Annotated in this window: 8 protein-coding genes; 6 read left to right on the top strand and 2 right to left on the bottom strand. The window is 57.9% G+C overall.

Features of this window, described 5'->3' with window-relative positions:
• The first annotated feature begins 70 nt into the window (after positions 1–70).
• From ORL50_RS02375 to ORL50_RS02385, 3 genes are all read left to right on the top strand, one after another.
• Positions 71–1,102 (top strand): histone deacetylase family protein, encoded by a 1,032-nt coding sequence (locus tag ORL50_RS02375; protein ID WP_266009613.1) that lies wholly within the window; start codon positions 71–73, stop codon positions 1,100–1,102.
• 184 nt (positions 1,103–1,286) lie between these two features.
• Positions 1,287–5,861 carry a DUF6543 domain-containing protein gene (locus tag ORL50_RS02380; RefSeq protein WP_266009614.1) on the top strand — a complete coding sequence of 1,525 codons (4,575 nt, stop codon included), beginning with the start codon at positions 1,287–1,289 and terminating at the stop codon, positions 5,859–5,861.
• A gap of 136 nt (positions 5,862–5,997) precedes the next feature.
• A complete protein-coding gene (locus tag ORL50_RS02385; protein ID WP_266009615.1) occupies positions 5,998–10,512 on the top strand; it encodes a dermonecrotic toxin domain-containing protein in 4,515 nt (1,504 codons plus the stop codon).
• A gap of 27 nt (positions 10,513–10,539) precedes the next feature.
• On the opposite strand, the gene pdxR is transcribed toward ORL50_RS02385, so the two are convergent.
• Complete coding sequence (pdxR, locus tag ORL50_RS02390) at positions 10,540–12,090, bottom strand: MocR-like pyridoxine biosynthesis transcription factor PdxR (protein ID WP_266009616.1); 1,551 nt, start codon at positions 12,088–12,090, stop codon at positions 10,540–10,542.
• Between the two features lie 90 nt (positions 12,091–12,180).
• Between pdxR and ORL50_RS02395 the strand changes: the two genes are divergently transcribed.
• From ORL50_RS02395 to ORL50_RS02405, 3 genes are read left to right on the top strand one after another with little or no spacing between them, the layout of a single operon-like run.
• Positions 12,181–12,804 (top strand): FMN-binding negative transcriptional regulator, encoded by a 624-nt coding sequence (locus ORL50_RS02395; protein WP_266009617.1) that lies wholly within the window; start codon positions 12,181–12,183, stop codon positions 12,802–12,804.
• 10 nt (positions 12,805–12,814) lie between these two features.
• Positions 12,815–13,261 carry a GNAT family N-acetyltransferase gene (locus ORL50_RS02400; protein WP_266009618.1) on the top strand — a complete coding sequence of 149 codons (447 nt, stop codon included), beginning with the start codon at positions 12,815–12,817 and terminating at the stop codon, positions 13,259–13,261.
• Positions 13,262–13,278: 17 nt separating this feature from the next.
• Positions 13,279–13,950, top strand: coding sequence for a GNAT family N-acetyltransferase (locus ORL50_RS02405; protein ID WP_266009619.1), 672 nt, complete (start codon positions 13,279–13,281; stop codon positions 13,948–13,950).
• A gap of 126 nt (positions 13,951–14,076) precedes the next feature.
• Here ORL50_RS02405 and oadA read toward each other — a convergent pair whose 3' ends face one another.
• Positions 14,077–15,900, bottom strand: a complete 1,824-nt coding sequence (gene oadA, locus ORL50_RS02410; protein WP_266009620.1) for a sodium-extruding oxaloacetate decarboxylase subunit alpha — start codon at positions 15,898–15,900, stop codon at positions 14,077–14,079.
• Position 15,901 lies beyond the last annotated feature (1 nt).

The following is a 15,901-nucleotide window of genomic DNA, read 5'->3' on the forward strand; positions in this document are numbered from 1 at the left end:
CCTGCCGTTCTCTGAATTGCCATCCGCCGCAAGACTGTAGCGAACCGAATCAGCCTGCGGAGAACAAGAAATGCTGACCATCTACTCGGACGACCATCATCTGCACCACGGCCGCTGTGAACTGATCGACGGGCAACTCAAGCCGTGTTTCGAAATGCCTTCGCGGGCCGATCACGTGTTGGCGCGGGTGCAAAACCAGAACCTCGGCCCCGTGGAAGCACCGAAGGATTTCGGCATCGACCCGATCGCCCGGATCCACAGCCGCGACTATCTGGACTTCTTCAAAGGCGCCTGGGCACGCTGGACCGAATTTAATACCGACGGCGACTTGCTGCCCTACACCTGGCCTGCCCGCACCTTGCGCGCCATCAAACCCACCAGCCTGCATGGCCAGCTCGGCTATTACAGCTTCGACGGCGGCGCGCCGATTACCGCAGGCACCTGGCAAGCGGCGTATAGCGCAGCGCAAGTGGCGCTCACCGCACAGGCAGAAATTCAGCGCGGCGCACGCAGCGCCTTCGCTTTGTGCCGCCCGCCGGGACACCACGCCGCCAGCGATTTGATGGGCGGTTATTGCTACCTCAACAACGCCGCCATCGCCGCTCAAGCCTTCCTCGATCAGGGCCACAAGAAAGTTGCGATCCTCGACGTCGACTACCACCACGGTAATGGCACCCAGTCGATTTTCTACGAGCGCAGCGACGTACTGTTCACCTCGATCCACGGCCATCCGGAAGCCGAGTTTCCGTTCTTCCTCGGCTACGACGACGAGCTGGGTGAAGGCGCAGGCGAAGGCTTCAACTTCAACTACCCACTACCCGCCGGCAGCGGCTGGGATACCTGGAGCGCTGCACTGGAACAAGCCTGCAAGGAGATCGAAACCTACGGTGCCGACGTCGTGGTGGTCTCCCTGGGCGTTGACACGTTCAAGGACGACCCGATCTCCCAATTCAAACTCGACAGCCCGGATTACCTGGCGATGGGCGAGCGCATCGCGAAGCTCGGCGTGCCGACGTTGTTCGTGATGGAAGGCGGTTATGCAGTGGAAGAAATCGGCATCAACGCCGTGAACGTCCTTGAAGGTTTTGAAGGCGCTCAATGAGGAAACAATGAACAGACTCAAGCATCCTATCTTCGCCACCTGAAACATCACCGGAAACCGAAGACCCGCATAACCCGCGGGTCTTTTTTTTGCGATATCTATCTACCACCTTCAGTCCTCGATGGCCCTCTACCTTGCCCGTATACAGCGCTACCCCACTGCGCTTCATCGACAAGGAAAGGTAATGTCCGACACTTCCGCCAAAATCTCCGAAGATATATTGACCCAGCTGGTAACCGGTCCTTCAATCAGGGAGGTCGCGTTCACCTCGTTGCGTACTGCCCTCGAAACCGACTATCCGCAACTGCACATTGACCCGAACCAGGCGATGGTGGTGACTCCGGTCTGGACTATCGTCGATGATCGGGTCATACCGGGCAAAAGCCGATTCGAATCCCTGACCGACGTACTGGTACGGCTCGGTTTATCGGGCATGACGGAGAACTACGTCGACGGGGAACACTTTCTGACCCTGCAACCGGGTGTCGAACCGGTGAAACAGCTACCGGTCAAAATCGACGCCCTGGGGTGCCTGCTCAATAAATTGGCCCGCGAGCTGTTTGTCGCCTATCAAGAACAACAACTTCAGTATTGGAGCGAGCCTGTCGACCCCTTGACGCCTCGCTGGCATCAACTCTCCAGCTCACTGAAGGATCTTTGGAGCGGCGGCAAGATGACCGATTGGGACGAAGACCAGCGGGCCATGGCGCTGTCCCTTTACGACTACCCTGATTCGGATAAACGAAAGGCTGACGACAAGTACGCGACCAAGGCGTGCCTGATCGATATCGACAATCAGGCCGACGAACATGTGCGAGTCCTGGATATTGCGGTACTGGTGGGCACCCTGGAAGAACGCACGCTCATCATTACCCATTCGATCGCTGAAGGTTTCAAGCGTTACGACTCACTGGAAGAACTTGGCGACACGTTGTCCGGTAACGTATCGATGACCAAGATTGATGGCGAGATGAAATGGCGGCTTTTTGAACCCTCCGGGAATTTTTTCGACCATCAGGCCTGGGTGCTGATCGCTCTTGAGATCGACGCCATCGGCGCCATCGGTGACCTTACAACCTCATTGCAGCGACCGCTTGCCCCGCAGGTTGGTGCTGCGGCAACCCATTTCACTGACTTTCACGACCAACCCTCTTCACGCTACACGCAGATTCAGAGCCTGTTGCCGGACTGGCTGGCAAAAGCCACGCCTTCCGACCTAACGCGCTACAGCCGTCACTTGATGGACCTGGCGCTGCTGCGTGAGCAAAGTGTCGGAAAACCCTTTGATCAGGGCATCCTCCCGCTCCCCGCCTTTGCCCTGCAAGCGCTGACCGACCAGATGATCAAAGACAAGAACATCGACGATCAATCAGCCGCAACAAAACTTAACCTGGGGGACATCGAAGTCAGCATCACCAGTCTCGTCGTCCTCGGTGCTGTCATCGTGCCCGGCCAGACGCAGACTCTCTCGCTATCACTGGTCGACTTCGCCCTGCAAAACCTGATGGGCATGCCGCTGGGTAACAAGACAGTGCGATACAAAAGTGGTGAGGTGGCGCCCGCGTGGATGACACCTGCCTACCTGGAAACGGTGGTTACCCAAGTGAACATCGGCGACACCTACCCTCGCCTGATCAAAAGCAAATTTTTCGACGACCTCAAGGAAAGCGTGTGGCGGCAAAAACTGTATGCCAGCCAATTGCGCATCCAACTTCCGCTGCAGGCACTTCAACTGAAGATCCGCGGACAGGCCGGCATCGATGAGTATGGCTATCGCTACGTTGCTGCGGCCATGCAGGAGAAGGCGGCCGATCGATATGTCGACGGGCTGGAAATTATTATTCGCCCGCTGGCATTCATTCCGGGCGGGAGCACCGACAACAAAGCCGATGAAGTCGCCAACATGTTCGTCATCGGACCGCGACTGGTCGATAAAGGCCCCTGCCTGCTATTCCGGCCGCTGCTGAACCATCCGCTGCTGCAATATCCCGGTGAGGCAAACTTGCTCTACGCGATCAAAAATAGCAGGACGCTTCGCCAGTCGGTCCTGGCGTGGCTGCCGGAGGACTTGCACTTCAACTACTCGCAGTACGTGTTTCCAGGCGAGTTACCCTCTGTCTGGACGCTGTCGCAGTGGCTGACCGACCCGAAGTCGGCTCTAGGCATGATGGGAGCGGTAAGCCTCAGCGCGACGCCTTTGACAGAGCCGCCCCTGCAAGCTCTGTTTACCGCTAACGCAAACGCGATGATCACCCTGGCCGACCAGCAGTCGGTTTCCAATTCAGAACGGCGTTGGGCAACGCTCAAACAGGGCGGGTGGATGCTGTTCAATATTGCCCTGCCCTTCCTTGGAGGCACCGCAGCAACAGCCGCCTGGATCTGGCAAATCATGGACGACCTGCACCAGGCCAACGAGGCTCGGGAGAGGGATGACTCAGAGGATCAATGGGCGGCATTGACCGACCTGTTTCTGACGTTGGGTATGGTGCTTGCCCATCAGGCGGCCGCTCGCAACAAACCTGTGGCGCTTGCCCACGAGACAGTTTCGATTGCCAGCGAAAAACCGCTGCCTGCGGCAAAGATCACTGTGACTCAACTGCCCGATCTTGCTGCCGATCAATTGCCTGCAAAGCACGAAACTTCCGTTGACACCAAAGGCTTGCTGCCGAAGGTACCCCTGGGCATCTTTCTGGACGGTCTGGAGATCCCAAAACCTTCCGCATTGGAAGCCAAGCCTGTCGCTTCCGGGCCTTACCGCTTTCTGTTCCTGCTTAACCAGAAATGGTATGCCAAGGTCGGAAAGCGCTGGTTCGAAGTCATGCTCAATGACTATGGTGACGCGCAGATCATCGACTCACGGCAAACCCCAGCAAAAACGGGTCCCTTGCTGATTCATTCTGCCAAGGGAGAATGGTTCATCGACCTACGCCTTCGGCTGCGTGGCGGAGGCCGCAATCGAAAAGATATTCAGCGTGAAAACCAACAACGCCAAACCGATCTGAAGCAGCAACTGACTACGTTCGAGAGCACAAAGCCTGAGCTTAAAAACAACTTGGAAGCCGCAGAAGCCACCGCCACTGATACCAATCACCAGCCGCTGATCGAGATAGTGGAATCACAGTTGTCGACCTACAGCCTCTATGTCGAACAAGTCAAAGCCTATAACGCAATCGAGCCAATCGCCAATTACCGCCCGGTCATCGTCAGTTGCCTGGATTATCAGCTGTCACTCACGCAGACATGGTTCAAATGGCAAAACACGGTTTTCGGTGAACAACTGCAGCAATCTCTAGACTTGTTTGAAAATGAGGCGATCACCAGCACCAAGACACCCCGGCAGATTCACCAACTCACCAACGACTTGACCCAGGCCATGATCGATAAGATCGAGTTCACCCAGGCTCGTATCGACGAGCTGCCCCGACTGGGCAGAGAGGCGGCAGAAACGGCGCGGGAGTACAAGACGACCCTGCCGACCTACGATCTGCAGGATCTGAAGTTGCTCCAGATCAGTCTTGCACAGGAGCTTTGCCTCAACGACAGCGCAACAGCCGCCACCTCGCAAACTCGTCAGGCACTGGAAGGGCTCGTTGAGGATGCCGGTCTCACCATTCAGTCTTCACTCGACCTGGCCGCCGACGACAATGTGCTTGCATTGTCGGAACGGATCGATGGTTTTAATGATCTTGTTGAGCAGTTCGAAACACTCGACCAACGGATTGTCGACCTGCCCGACGAATTCCCCGATCATCTGCTGAAGACTCCGCTGGATCTTATGCGGCAGCGGATCGAAGTATTCAAAGAGCGCACCGTAAATCATCTGGCAGAACTGCTGCGCGAGCGAAGGATCCTTGAGCCTACACCGGGCCCTTCCCGACCTGCCCCGGCCCCCCGGCGCATCATCAAGACGCGTTTCAAGGGCACGGTTGTCGGCAGGCTACGTGAGCGCGCCGTCGGTACCGATACGGATTTTGTCGATGTGACATCGCCCCTCAGTGGAAAAGTTATCGCGACGTTTCACGAAAAAACACCCGGCAACTGGGTTGAACACGTTGCAACCACTTCGGGGTTACCGCCAACCAAACGCCCGGATCTGAAGATCAGTATCCAAACGGGCCAGTCATTGCTGGATCAACTACAGCCCTTTACTCGCCGCACCGAGGCACACTCAAGAAAGAAGGGGCGTATCCCGGTGGAAATCGAGGAAATGTTCCATCAGCAGGCCCGTCAAATGGAAGCGGCAGCCGCTGCAATCGAACAGGCCCTGATTGATCAGAACGTCACCGATGCAGGGCCGGGATCAGGTGTCAATCTGGTCAAGCAGCTCAATGAAGGGGCAGCCCTCCTTCATGAAAAGGGCCGTCTCACCCGAATCAGCATGACCAAACAACAACTTCCCACCGCCGCCCGTGTTGAATGGCTGCACGGCAAAGGCCTGGTGGAGATCGTCAAGACACCGGGTCGAAGCCTGCTCAAAGGCAAAAAGGACTACCTGGAGGAGTATGAGATTCGTGAACAGCCCTCCCAGGAGGTGCTGTGGTACGCCCACTTCCACTACCCGGCCGCCAACACCCCCGCTGCCGATTACTCCGTGGCGCACCTGAAAACCAAATCGCAACGCCTGTTGGGCGGTGCGTTGGACCTGCGAAAAGCAACCTCCAACGACGAGTTGATCAAGATCTATCGCAGCGAGATCAGCCCCCATCTGGCCAGGTCGCTGTTTTTGTCGAAACCGAAATCCGCAGCCCCGAAACAGTGAACGGGTGCAAGGCCCGGGACCCGCGGTGACGCGGGTCCGTTTCAACGCCTACATAGTTACCACCTGGGGCAGTTAGCGCCCCTTTACCTTCGGTGTATCAAGAGGCTTTGACCTCGTCTACGCGAAGGCATCCACCATGAGCAACATCACTTCACCCGCCCCCCGGAATGATTCGACACCCTTGCTGGATAAAAGTGATCTGGTCAGCCAGACCAGTCACAGCCCAGTACTCCATGAAGTCGCTTCGCTGCTGCTACGCAAGACCTTGGAGGAGCTCTACCCGGAACTGAACATCGACCCTGAAAACACCTTTGTCGCCACTCCGCAGTGGTATGCCGTGAACGACCAAGTCGAAGCAGGCTCAACAATATTCGAATCCCTCACTTACACACTCACCCGTCAAACCCTGGACGGCACGAAGGCCGATTACCTCGAAGGGGAACAATTCCTGACACTGCAGCCAGAGGCCGCAAACCCGGTCCACCTCGCGGTCAGCATCGAACAGATTGCCGAAGTACTTAACAATGCAACACCCCGGCTGCTCGGCGAAATGCAGGTACAGCAACTGGATTACTGGAATAGCACTGGACACAAAATTGCTCGCTGGCAAGAGCTCTCCGACTCACTGCGCAAAGCGCTGAATGTGTCGAAAGTCAAAGGCTGGGACGCCGATGAGTGCGCGATGGCTCGTGAAGTGTTCAACGATCCTGATCGAGCCACACGGAAAAACTCGGACGAGGATTTGTCAGTTATCCAGGCAGGCCTGATCGATATCGATGTCGTCGACAATGGAGTTCCCAGCCACCTTTTACTCGGCGGCGCGCTGGTACTCAAGGCGACGTATCGCAAACGCCAATTGCTGGTGATGTACACGATCGAGCACGGTTACGAGTCGTTCAGCTCGCTGGAACAACTAGGCAGCTCGCTACCCGCCCGCCTGGAAGAAGAGTTAGCCGGACGTAGCCTGACATGGCGGCTTTTCGAGCCTGACGGGAATGTTTTCGACCATATGGCCGGGGCCCTGGTGGCGTCACAGCTGGATGCCATAGGCTCGATAATGTCGGTCGCGGCTACTGACGACAATGATGTTGAGCCTGAACTGGGGCTCGACAAAACGGAACAGAAGCGACTCCAGCAACTGAATGCGGCGATCCCGCAATGGCTGCGTAGCGCATCGGCCAACGATATTCAGGATTACGGTCGCTACATTACTGGGCTGGGCAAGCTTTATCGGCAACCCGAGCGCAAGAAGGCCCGGGACGAGATACCTTCCATCACCGATTACGCACAGCGTCTGATGCGTGAGGCGATCATCGCAGACGTAAGCGCCACGGGTGCGGCGGATCTCCCGCTGGACAAACTGCAGATCAAGATCACCGCAAGCTTTACCGCTGACAATCTCACCCTGCCCAACCCACTCGACCGCCACACCGAGACACTTGCCGAATTCGCCTTGGAGAACGAAGCGCCCTACATGGCGACCGTTTCGTTCACCAGCGGCGAGGAAGTTCCGGATTGGCTCACGCCGACCTTCCTCACGGCTGTGGCGGCACAGGTCAATATTGGCGACGCTTACCCGAATCTGATCAAAAGCAAGCTGATCGACGACCCTGTCGAGTCCCTGCTTCAGGAACGCTTTTACTCTGACCAGTTGCGGTGGCTGTTACCGCTCCAGGCGCTTGAGGGCAAAGTCAAACAGGAGGCAGGGATCGACGAACAGGGCTACCGATACATTTGCGAATTGTTAGAACCTGGCACCGGTCATGCAAAATCCGTCGCCATCTGCCCCCTCTCTCTGAACCCGCAGCATCGCTTGATCAGCAGCAGTGACACGGTCGAGAACATGTACATCATCGGCCCTCGAAAAGCCGATAGCGGCCCTTGCCTGCTCTATCGCCCGATGCTCGATCAACCCTTGATGCAGTTTCCCTCGCGCCAGAATCTTTTATACGCGTTGCACCAAACCGGCGAACTCAGGGACTCGGTGCTGGCATGGCTGCCCGACAAAACCCTGAGCTTTGAGTACGCTCAATATGTGTTTCCCGTGGGCCTGCCATCGCCCTGGGCGGTGGTCGAACAACTGGTCAACCCACTTCAGCGAATGGAAAATGCCGGCCGCGTGATCGTCGGGAATGAAGAGATAACCGGCGACATCCTGTCGAGACTGTTCAAAAACAATGCGCAGGCGTTGGTCGATCTGGCTGACCGCCAGTCACAATCCAACGCCGAACAACGCTGGGCACTATTGAAAGACAGTAGCTGGGCACTGTTCAACGTCGCATCGAATTTCCTCAGCGGCGCGGTCGGAGCCGCCGTCTGGGTATGGCAGACCATTAATGAAGTCCAGCAGGCACTCGACGCCGGCGATCGGGGCGACAGCTTCGTTGAGTGGAGTGCGGTATCGGACATTCTGCTGACGATAGGGATAATCCTCAGCCACCACGCGGTGATGCGCCGTAAAGTCTTGCCCGGCAGACCGCAGCTTCCACGGCCCCCCCTCGAAACGCAAATAACCCCGAGCATTGAACCGCTCACCATCACGCTCGACCCCGTCCCAGTGACCGCGGAACTCCCACCCACCCATGGCTCTTTCCTTGATGTGGCTGGCTCGATTCCGCGTAGAAATCCTGCGGCATTGGGTACTTACCTGGATACCTTCGCCGTTGCGGCACCGGACATCACCGGCGAGAACGTAACAAAAGTGAATGCAACGCCTCCTCACCTCTATCAGATCGACCAAGAAAGTTTTGCACAGGCTGACACTCGCTGGTTCAAGGTCATGTTGGTCGGTGAAGAGCAAGTTTACATCGTCGACACTCACGACCCGAGCCGAGCCGGCCCGCAGCTGATCCGCAATGCCAAGGGGCAGTGGTTGATCGACCGCAGCCTGCGTTTGCGAGCAGGGGCCGGGAATGCTCTCAGTCGTTTTCAGGACGCCGCAAACGCGCTGCGCAAAGAAAAACTGGAAAAAATACTGAAGTCTTTCAAGGACCAGAAAGCCTCGAAAGAAGCAGCGCTAACAAAAATGCAAACCGATATTCAGAAGGCCAGTGGCGAAGACTTCGATCGTTTATCCAGTTTGTATGCGACACAACTCGACACCACCATCGGTGAATACCAGAAGGCTCTTGTACAGCTTGGGGAATGGCGGACCTTGGGCGGAACAGAAAACTATGTCTATGAACTGCTGCGCATAAGCACCGAGCTGCAGAAAAATCTGTCGTTATGGTTTGTCATCAAGAAAAACGAGTACGCCAGGGCGACCCGATTGCTGATCGACCCCGACCAGACAACCCCGCCGAGGCAAAGCTTGGTAGACCGCGTCCAGCAGGCCACCGATCTGAGTCACGAGATGTGCATAAAGCTGATGATTTCCGACTCGACGCTTTCAGGAATGCGCGCTGGGGGCAGACCTGGTGTTGAGAGAGCATTGGAAATCAGGAAGTTCGCACCGTCGTTTACCGCACTGGACCTTAAAACCAACGAAATCGGCATGGCGCAGGAATTGTGCCTGAACGAACAGGCCGACCCGCTGATGCAGCAAGCCCGTAACGCGGTGGGCGAAATTGTCGTGAGTGCCGCAACAGCCGCCGGTGAGGTGACGGACCTGACAAAAGGCACAGACGACAACCGCCCAGTGCAGGCGCGTATCGAAGAGTTGAACAGACTTGTGGATACCCTTGCCGATGCCGACCAGCGCATCCAGGAGTTGCCAGCGAATTACCCCGGCCTGATCAAAAAAAATCAACTCGATCGTCTGCGGGCGCTGATCGAGGAGTTCGTGGACCTGGCCCAAATCCGCCTGCAACTACTGTTGCCGGAGTCTGACTTTTTTCCTGCACAGGGTGCGACTCAATCAGAGCACCAGGGACCTTCACGACAACCGATCAAAGTGCGCAAGACCCGCCCTCGCGCCCCCTCCCAAAAAGAGCCCGAATTAACCAAGGACGAGCCCCTTAAGCGATTCAAGCCAATCGTCCACCAAGACCCTGCCCCGATATTGGAAGACAGTGAGATTGTCGAGGCCGCCCTTGAACTGAACCGCAACACCCATAAATTCATCGAGCGCACCAAAAAAGACGCTCTGCGCCCACGGCGAATACCCGCTGATATGCAGGACTTGTTTGATCAAAACGCACTCAAGCTGGAACAGAGTGCCATGAGCGTTGATCAAGCTATCAAGAGAACAAGCGACACCGGCGGAGAACCTCTGCCGATCGCCAATTTGAGTCGCGAACTGCGTGACGGTGCCGCCCGGATGCGCAAGGCAGGTATCAGCGTCCGGGCAAGCCTGTACAAATTACGCAAACCGACCCAAAGCGCTTTCACGTGGATGCATGACAACTCGCAAGTTGAAATCAGCCGGGATGCACGAGGCCGTATCCAGACCCGACAGCTCGGCGATTATTTCCAGGAGTACCGGATAACCGACAAGTCCGATAACAATGCGTTATGGGTTGCGCATTTTCACTATGAGAAGCTCGACAGTCCTGTTGATAAACCGACAGCAGCGCACTTGAAGGTTGCAGATGATTACCTGAAGACACTCACGGCAGAACAGCAACAAACATTGAACACTTTCGAGCCTATAGATGGCGTACTGCGCAAACTGACCGATCCGGCGGTGCGCAAGCTGTTTCTGGACCTGTAGCCGAACGCAAAACCGCAATGCAAGGCGTCATCCACGCCAGATCGCCTGCAACCGCCCGAGCGCGGCGCTGATCGCCGCCTCGGGCACCGCTGCAAATCCGAGAACCAGCCCGGCGCGCTGGTCCGCAGGGGTTGGCGAATCCGGTAACCAGTAGCTGCTCAGGGCGTTGATCTCGACATCGACACTGGCGGCTTTTTCGACCAGCTCGAGCTCGCGAGCCTGGGTGTCGACGGCCACGGTCATGTGCAGCCCTGCCGCGACACTCGGCAGGCTGCCGATGCCGGGGATGTTCTGAGGCCAGCCCGCCAGCAACGTATTGCGTCGACTAAGGGCTGCGCGGCGCATGCGGCGGATGTGCCGCTGGAAATGCCCGGCCGCCATGAACTCGGCCATGACCGCCTGGGTGCTGACTTCAGAATGTCGAACATCAACCGCACGGCGTTGCGAGAAGGCCTGGACCAAACCGGGCGGCAATACCAGATAACCCAGTCTTAGCGCCGGAAAGGCGACTTTGCCAAAGGTCCCGACGTACAAAACCCGCCCCTGGCGGTCGAGTGCCGCCAAGGGTGCCAGGGGCGCGCCGCTGTAACGGTACTCACCATCGTAGTCGTCCTCGACAATCCAGCCTTCAGTGCGTTCGGCCCAGGCCAACAGCTCAAGACGTCGAGCCAGGCTCATCACCACCCCGGTTGGGTATTGATGCGAGGGCGTGACATACGCCAACCGACAATCGCCGAGCAGGGCCAGTTCGGTGCAGTCGATGCCCTCGTTATCCACCGCCACGCCATGCAATTTTGCGCCGGCCACCGCGAACGCATGACCCGCCGCCCGATACCCCGGATTTTCAATCGCCACGCCATCGCCCGGCTCTACCAGCAGCTGTGCACAAAGGCTAATTCCCTGCTGTGCGCCACTGGTGATCACTATTTGTTCAGCCGAGCACTGCATCCCCCGCGAACTGCGCAAGTATGCGGCGATCATGACGCGTAAACGCTCATCGCCCGCCGGATCGCCGTAGCACAATTGCTGCAGATCCGGTTTTCGCCAGAAAGCCGCATTCAGCTTGGCCCAAACCTCGAAAGGAAACAGATCGAACGCTGGAACCCCCACCCGAAATGCGCGCGGCGGACCACTTGGAGGAAGGGCCAAATGGTTGTGTTCGACGCGCCCTAGCGCCCCGCTGTGGATAACTTTACTGGATGGAATTACAGGTAAATCGAGCCAATTTGTGGATAAACCTGTGGGTAACCCTGTTGACAACCCTGTGGACACTTTTGTGGATAGTTTTTTTGCCGGGAGTACGCTGTGCGGTAACTGCGCGACATAGGTTCCGTCACCGACACGCCCTTCGATAAACCCTTCGGCATACAGCTGATCGTAAGCCCGCACCACACTGTTGCGGGAAATTGCCAATGCTGCCGCCAGATCGCGACTGGCCGGCAATCGCGTGCCACTGGCCAGTCGCCCGTCGAGCACACGCAAGCGCAAGGCCTGGTAGAGCTGACGACTCAGGCCCTGCCGGCGGTCAAGTTCGATACCAGCAGGGTTGAACGACAAGGAAAGTGACGTATCCGTCATGACAATGGACCTATGAAATGAGTCATTAATGGCTCTTACAACAGACCAATAGCCTGCCTAGGATGAAGCCATTCGCCAAGGAGTTTTTCCATGTACAACCCCAGCGGCTTTGCCATCAAAGATCTGGATCAACTGCAGCAGCAGATACTCGGCACCCGCCTCGCGATGGTCGTTACCCATGGTGAGCAAGGCCTGCAAGCCAGTCATCTGCCACTGTTGTTCCGCCCGGACCAGGGTCCGAATGGCACCCTCTACGGCCACTTCGCCCGAGCCAATCGACAGTGGGAAGAATTGCAGAGAGGCGCCGAAGCCCTGGTGATCTTTGCTGGCGCCGACGCGTATGTCAGCCCGGGGTTTTATCCAAGCAAAGCCGAGCATGGCAAAGTCGTGCCGACCTGGAACTACGTCGCGGTACACGCTTACGGCACGGCGCAAGTATTCACCGACGCCGAGCGCCTGCTCAACCTGGTCAGCGCACTGACCGATCGGCACGAGGCCGGTCGCGCCCAACCGTGGAAAGTTGCCGATGCACCCGCCGACTACATCGACGGCATGCTCAAGGCCATCGTCGGGTTTGCCCTGCCGATCCAGCGCCTGGAAGGCAAACGCAAACTCAGCCAGAACCGCAGCACCGCAGATATCGCCGGTGTGCGCGAGGGGCTTGCCGCCAGCCCCGATGCGCATGATCAGGCCCTCGCCCACTTGATGTATTAAGGAACCTCACATGAGCCAGATCGATATCCGCCGGGTCACCGCCGGCGATCACACAGCGTGGCTGCCGCTATGGCACGCCTACCTGCGTTTCTACAATACCGAACTGCCCGAGGTCGTGACTGACAGCACCTGGCAGCGCATGCTCGACCCGACCGAACCGACCCATTCGGCCTTGGCGTGGGTGGAGGGCAAAGCAGTCGGCATGGTGAACTTCATCTACCATCGCTCGAACTGGAGCATCGAAAACTCCTGCTACCTGCAAGACTTGCTGGTGACGCCCGAAACCCGCGGCACCGGCGTTGGCCGCCAGCTGATCGAATTCGTCTACGCCACTGCCAAAACGGACGGTTGCTGCAAGGTCCATTGGTTGACCCACGAAACCAACGCCACGGCGATCCAGCTCTACGAGCGCATCGCCGAACGTCCTGGTTTCATCCAGTTTCGCAAAGCCATCTAAGGTTCAAGGAGAACAACATGTCGACTTCACTCGCGGATTGGAAAGGCGTCCCGGCGCCCACGGTACAAACTATCGAAGGTCGTTTCATCCGCCTGGAAAAACTCGACCCGGCGCGTCACGCCGACGGCTTGTGGAAAGCCTTGCAAGGCCCCGGCGCCGACCCGAAGCTTTGGGATTACTTGCCGTACGGTCCATTCCCGGAGCGCAGCGCGTTCAACGACTGGCTAAACAACCACGCGGCCAACAGCGACCCCTATTTTTTCAGCGTGATCGACCGCGCCAGTGGCGACGTGCAAGGCATCCTGAGTCTGATGTCGATCGTTGCGGCTCAAGGCCGCATAGAGATCGGCCACGTGACCTTTGGCGCGCCGATGCAGCGCTCGCCGAAAAGTACCGAGGCGGTTTATCTGTTGGCCAAGGAATCCTTTGCACTGGGTTATCGACGCCTGGAGTGGAAATGCAACAACGGCAACGCCCGCTCCAAGTACGCAGCGGAGCGGTTGGGGTTCAGTTTTGAAGGAGTGTTCCGCCAGCACATGGTGGTCAAAGGTCAGAACCGGGATACCGCGTGGTATTCGATTCTGGATTCGGAATGGCCGACGATTGGCGCGGGATTTGAGCGCTGGTTGAGCGATGAGAATCAGGCGGGGTCGGGGCAGGTGAAAACCCTGGCCGAGTGCCGCAGGTAAATCAGCGGCGCCCTTGCGGCCGCCGTCGAGGGGCAAGCCTGCTCCCACACTAGCTATTCTGCGCACAAAAAAAAAGGGGAGCACATGCCCCCCCGAGGTTTAAAGCGTTATATCGAGGCTGTTAACTCAGCCTTCGATCTCGATCAGGATTTCGCCCGGGTTGACCCGGTCGCCCTTGGCCACGTGAATGGCGGTGACTTTGCCCGCGATGGCTGCCTGGACTTCGGTTTCCATCTTCATTGCTTCGGTGATCAGTACAGCCTGACCGGCTTTGACGGTGTCGCCTTCCTTGACCAGCACGTCGACGATGTTGCCCGGCATGGTGGTGCTGACGTGGCCCGGTGCAGTGGCTTGCTTGCGCTTGCTGCTACCGCCGCTGACGAATTCGTTGAGCGGCTCGAACACCACTTCTTCGGGCATGCCGTCGATGGACAGGTAGAAGTGACGCTTGCCTTCAGCCTTGACGCCCACACCCGTGATATCGACTCGGTAGGTTTCACCGTGCACGTCGATCACGAACTCAGTGGGCACGCCTTCGCCGCCCGCAGAGGTGACGCCGCCGGCTTCTGGAATCGGCAGCAGCACTTCTGGGGTCAGTGTCCCAGCTGCGCGCTCCTCAAGGAACTTGCGGCCGATGTCCGGGAACATGGCGTAGGTCAGCACGTCTTCTTCAGACTTGGCCACCGAACCGATTTCAGCGCGCAGCTTGGTCATTTCCGGCTTGAGCAGATCAGCCGGACGCACGTCGATCACTTCCTCGCTGCCGATCGCCTGGCGACGCAGTTTTTCATTCACGGTGCCCGGTGCCTTGCCGTAGCCGCCTTGCAGGTAGAGCTTCACTTCATTGGTGATGGTCTTGTAGCGCTCGCCGGCCAGTACGTTGAAGAACGCCTGGGTGCCAACGATCTGCGAGGTCGGGGTCACCAGTGGCGGGAAACCGAGGTCTTCGCGAACGCGCGGGATTTCTGCCAGCACTTCGCTCATGCGGTTCAGGGCGCCCTGCTCTTTCAACTGGTTGGCCAGGTTGGAGATCATCCCGCCCGGCACCTGGTTGACTTGCACACGGGTGTCGACGGCGGTGAATTCGCTTTCGAACTGGTGGTACTTCTTGCGCACGGCATAGAAGTACAGGCCGATCTCCTGCAGCAGTTCCAGATTCAAGCCGGTGTCGAATTCGGTGCCTTTAAGGGCGGCGACCATCGACTCGGTGCCCGGGTGGCTGGTGCCGGAGGCGAAGCTGGAGATCGCGGTGTCGATGTGATCGGCGCCATTCTCGATCGCCTTGAGCTGACACATGGTTGCCAGCCCTGCGGTGTCGTGGGAATGGATGAACACCGGCAGCGACTGCTCGGCCTTCAACGCACGGACCAATTCGCCAGTGGCGTACGGGGTCAGCAGACCGGCCATGTCCTTGATCGCCACCGAGTCGCAACCCATGGCTTCCATTTGCTTGGCCTGGGCCACAAACGCATCAATGGTATGTACCGGGCTGGTGGTGTAGGCAATGGTGCCCTGGGCGTGCTTGCCGGCAGCTTTTACCGCCTCGATGGCCGTGCGCAGGTTCCGCACGTCGTTCATCGCGTCGAAGATGCGGAACACGTCAATGCCATTGACCGCAGCTTTGGCGACGAACGCTTTGACCACATCGTCGCTGTAGTGGCGGTAGCCCAGCAGGTTCTGGCCACGCAGGAGCATTTGCAGGCGAGTGTTAGGCAGCGCCGCGCGCAGTTGGCGCAGGCGCTCCCACGGGTCTTCTTTCAGGAAGCGCACGCAGGCGTCAAAGGTCGCGCCGCCCCAGCATTCCAGGGACCAGTAGCCGACCTTGTCGAGCTTGTCGCAGATCGGCAGCATGTCTTCGGTGCGCATGCGGGTTGCGAGCAGCGATTGGTGGGCGTCGCGCAGGATGGTGTCGGTTACGTGGATACGCTTTGTAGGTTGAGAGTTGCTCATT

Origin of the sequence: Pseudomonas sp. RIT-562 (assembly GCF_026241895.1) — a bacterium.
In the GTDB taxonomy this organism is placed as follows: domain Bacteria; phylum Pseudomonadota; class Gammaproteobacteria; order Pseudomonadales; family Pseudomonadaceae; genus Aquipseudomonas; species Aquipseudomonas mandelii_F.

What these genes read in the sequence shown, in the direction of transcription:
- ORL50_RS02375 (WP_266009613.1), top strand. Translation starts at nt 71, where the DNA reads ATGCTGACCATCTACTCGGACGACCATCATCTGCACCACGGCCGCTGT.
- ORL50_RS02380 (WP_266009614.1), top strand. Translation starts at nt 1,287, where the DNA reads ATGTCCGACACTTCCGCCAAAATCTCCGAAGATATATTGACCCAGCTG.
- ORL50_RS02385 (WP_266009615.1), top strand. Translation starts at nt 5,998, where the DNA reads ATGAGCAACATCACTTCACCCGCCCCCCGGAATGATTCGACACCCTTG.
- pdxR (WP_266009616.1), bottom strand. Translation starts at nt 12,090, where the DNA reads ATGACGGATACGTCACTTTCCTTGTCGTTCAACCCTGCTGGTATCGAA.
- ORL50_RS02395 (WP_266009617.1), top strand. Translation starts at nt 12,181, where the DNA reads ATGTACAACCCCAGCGGCTTTGCCATCAAAGATCTGGATCAACTGCAG.
- ORL50_RS02400 (WP_266009618.1), top strand. Translation starts at nt 12,815, where the DNA reads ATGAGCCAGATCGATATCCGCCGGGTCACCGCCGGCGATCACACAGCG.
- ORL50_RS02405 (WP_266009619.1), top strand. Translation starts at nt 13,279, where the DNA reads ATGTCGACTTCACTCGCGGATTGGAAAGGCGTCCCGGCGCCCACGGTA.
- oadA (WP_266009620.1), bottom strand. Translation starts at nt 15,900, where the DNA reads ATGAGCAACTCTCAACCTACAAAGCGTATCCACGTAACCGACACCATC.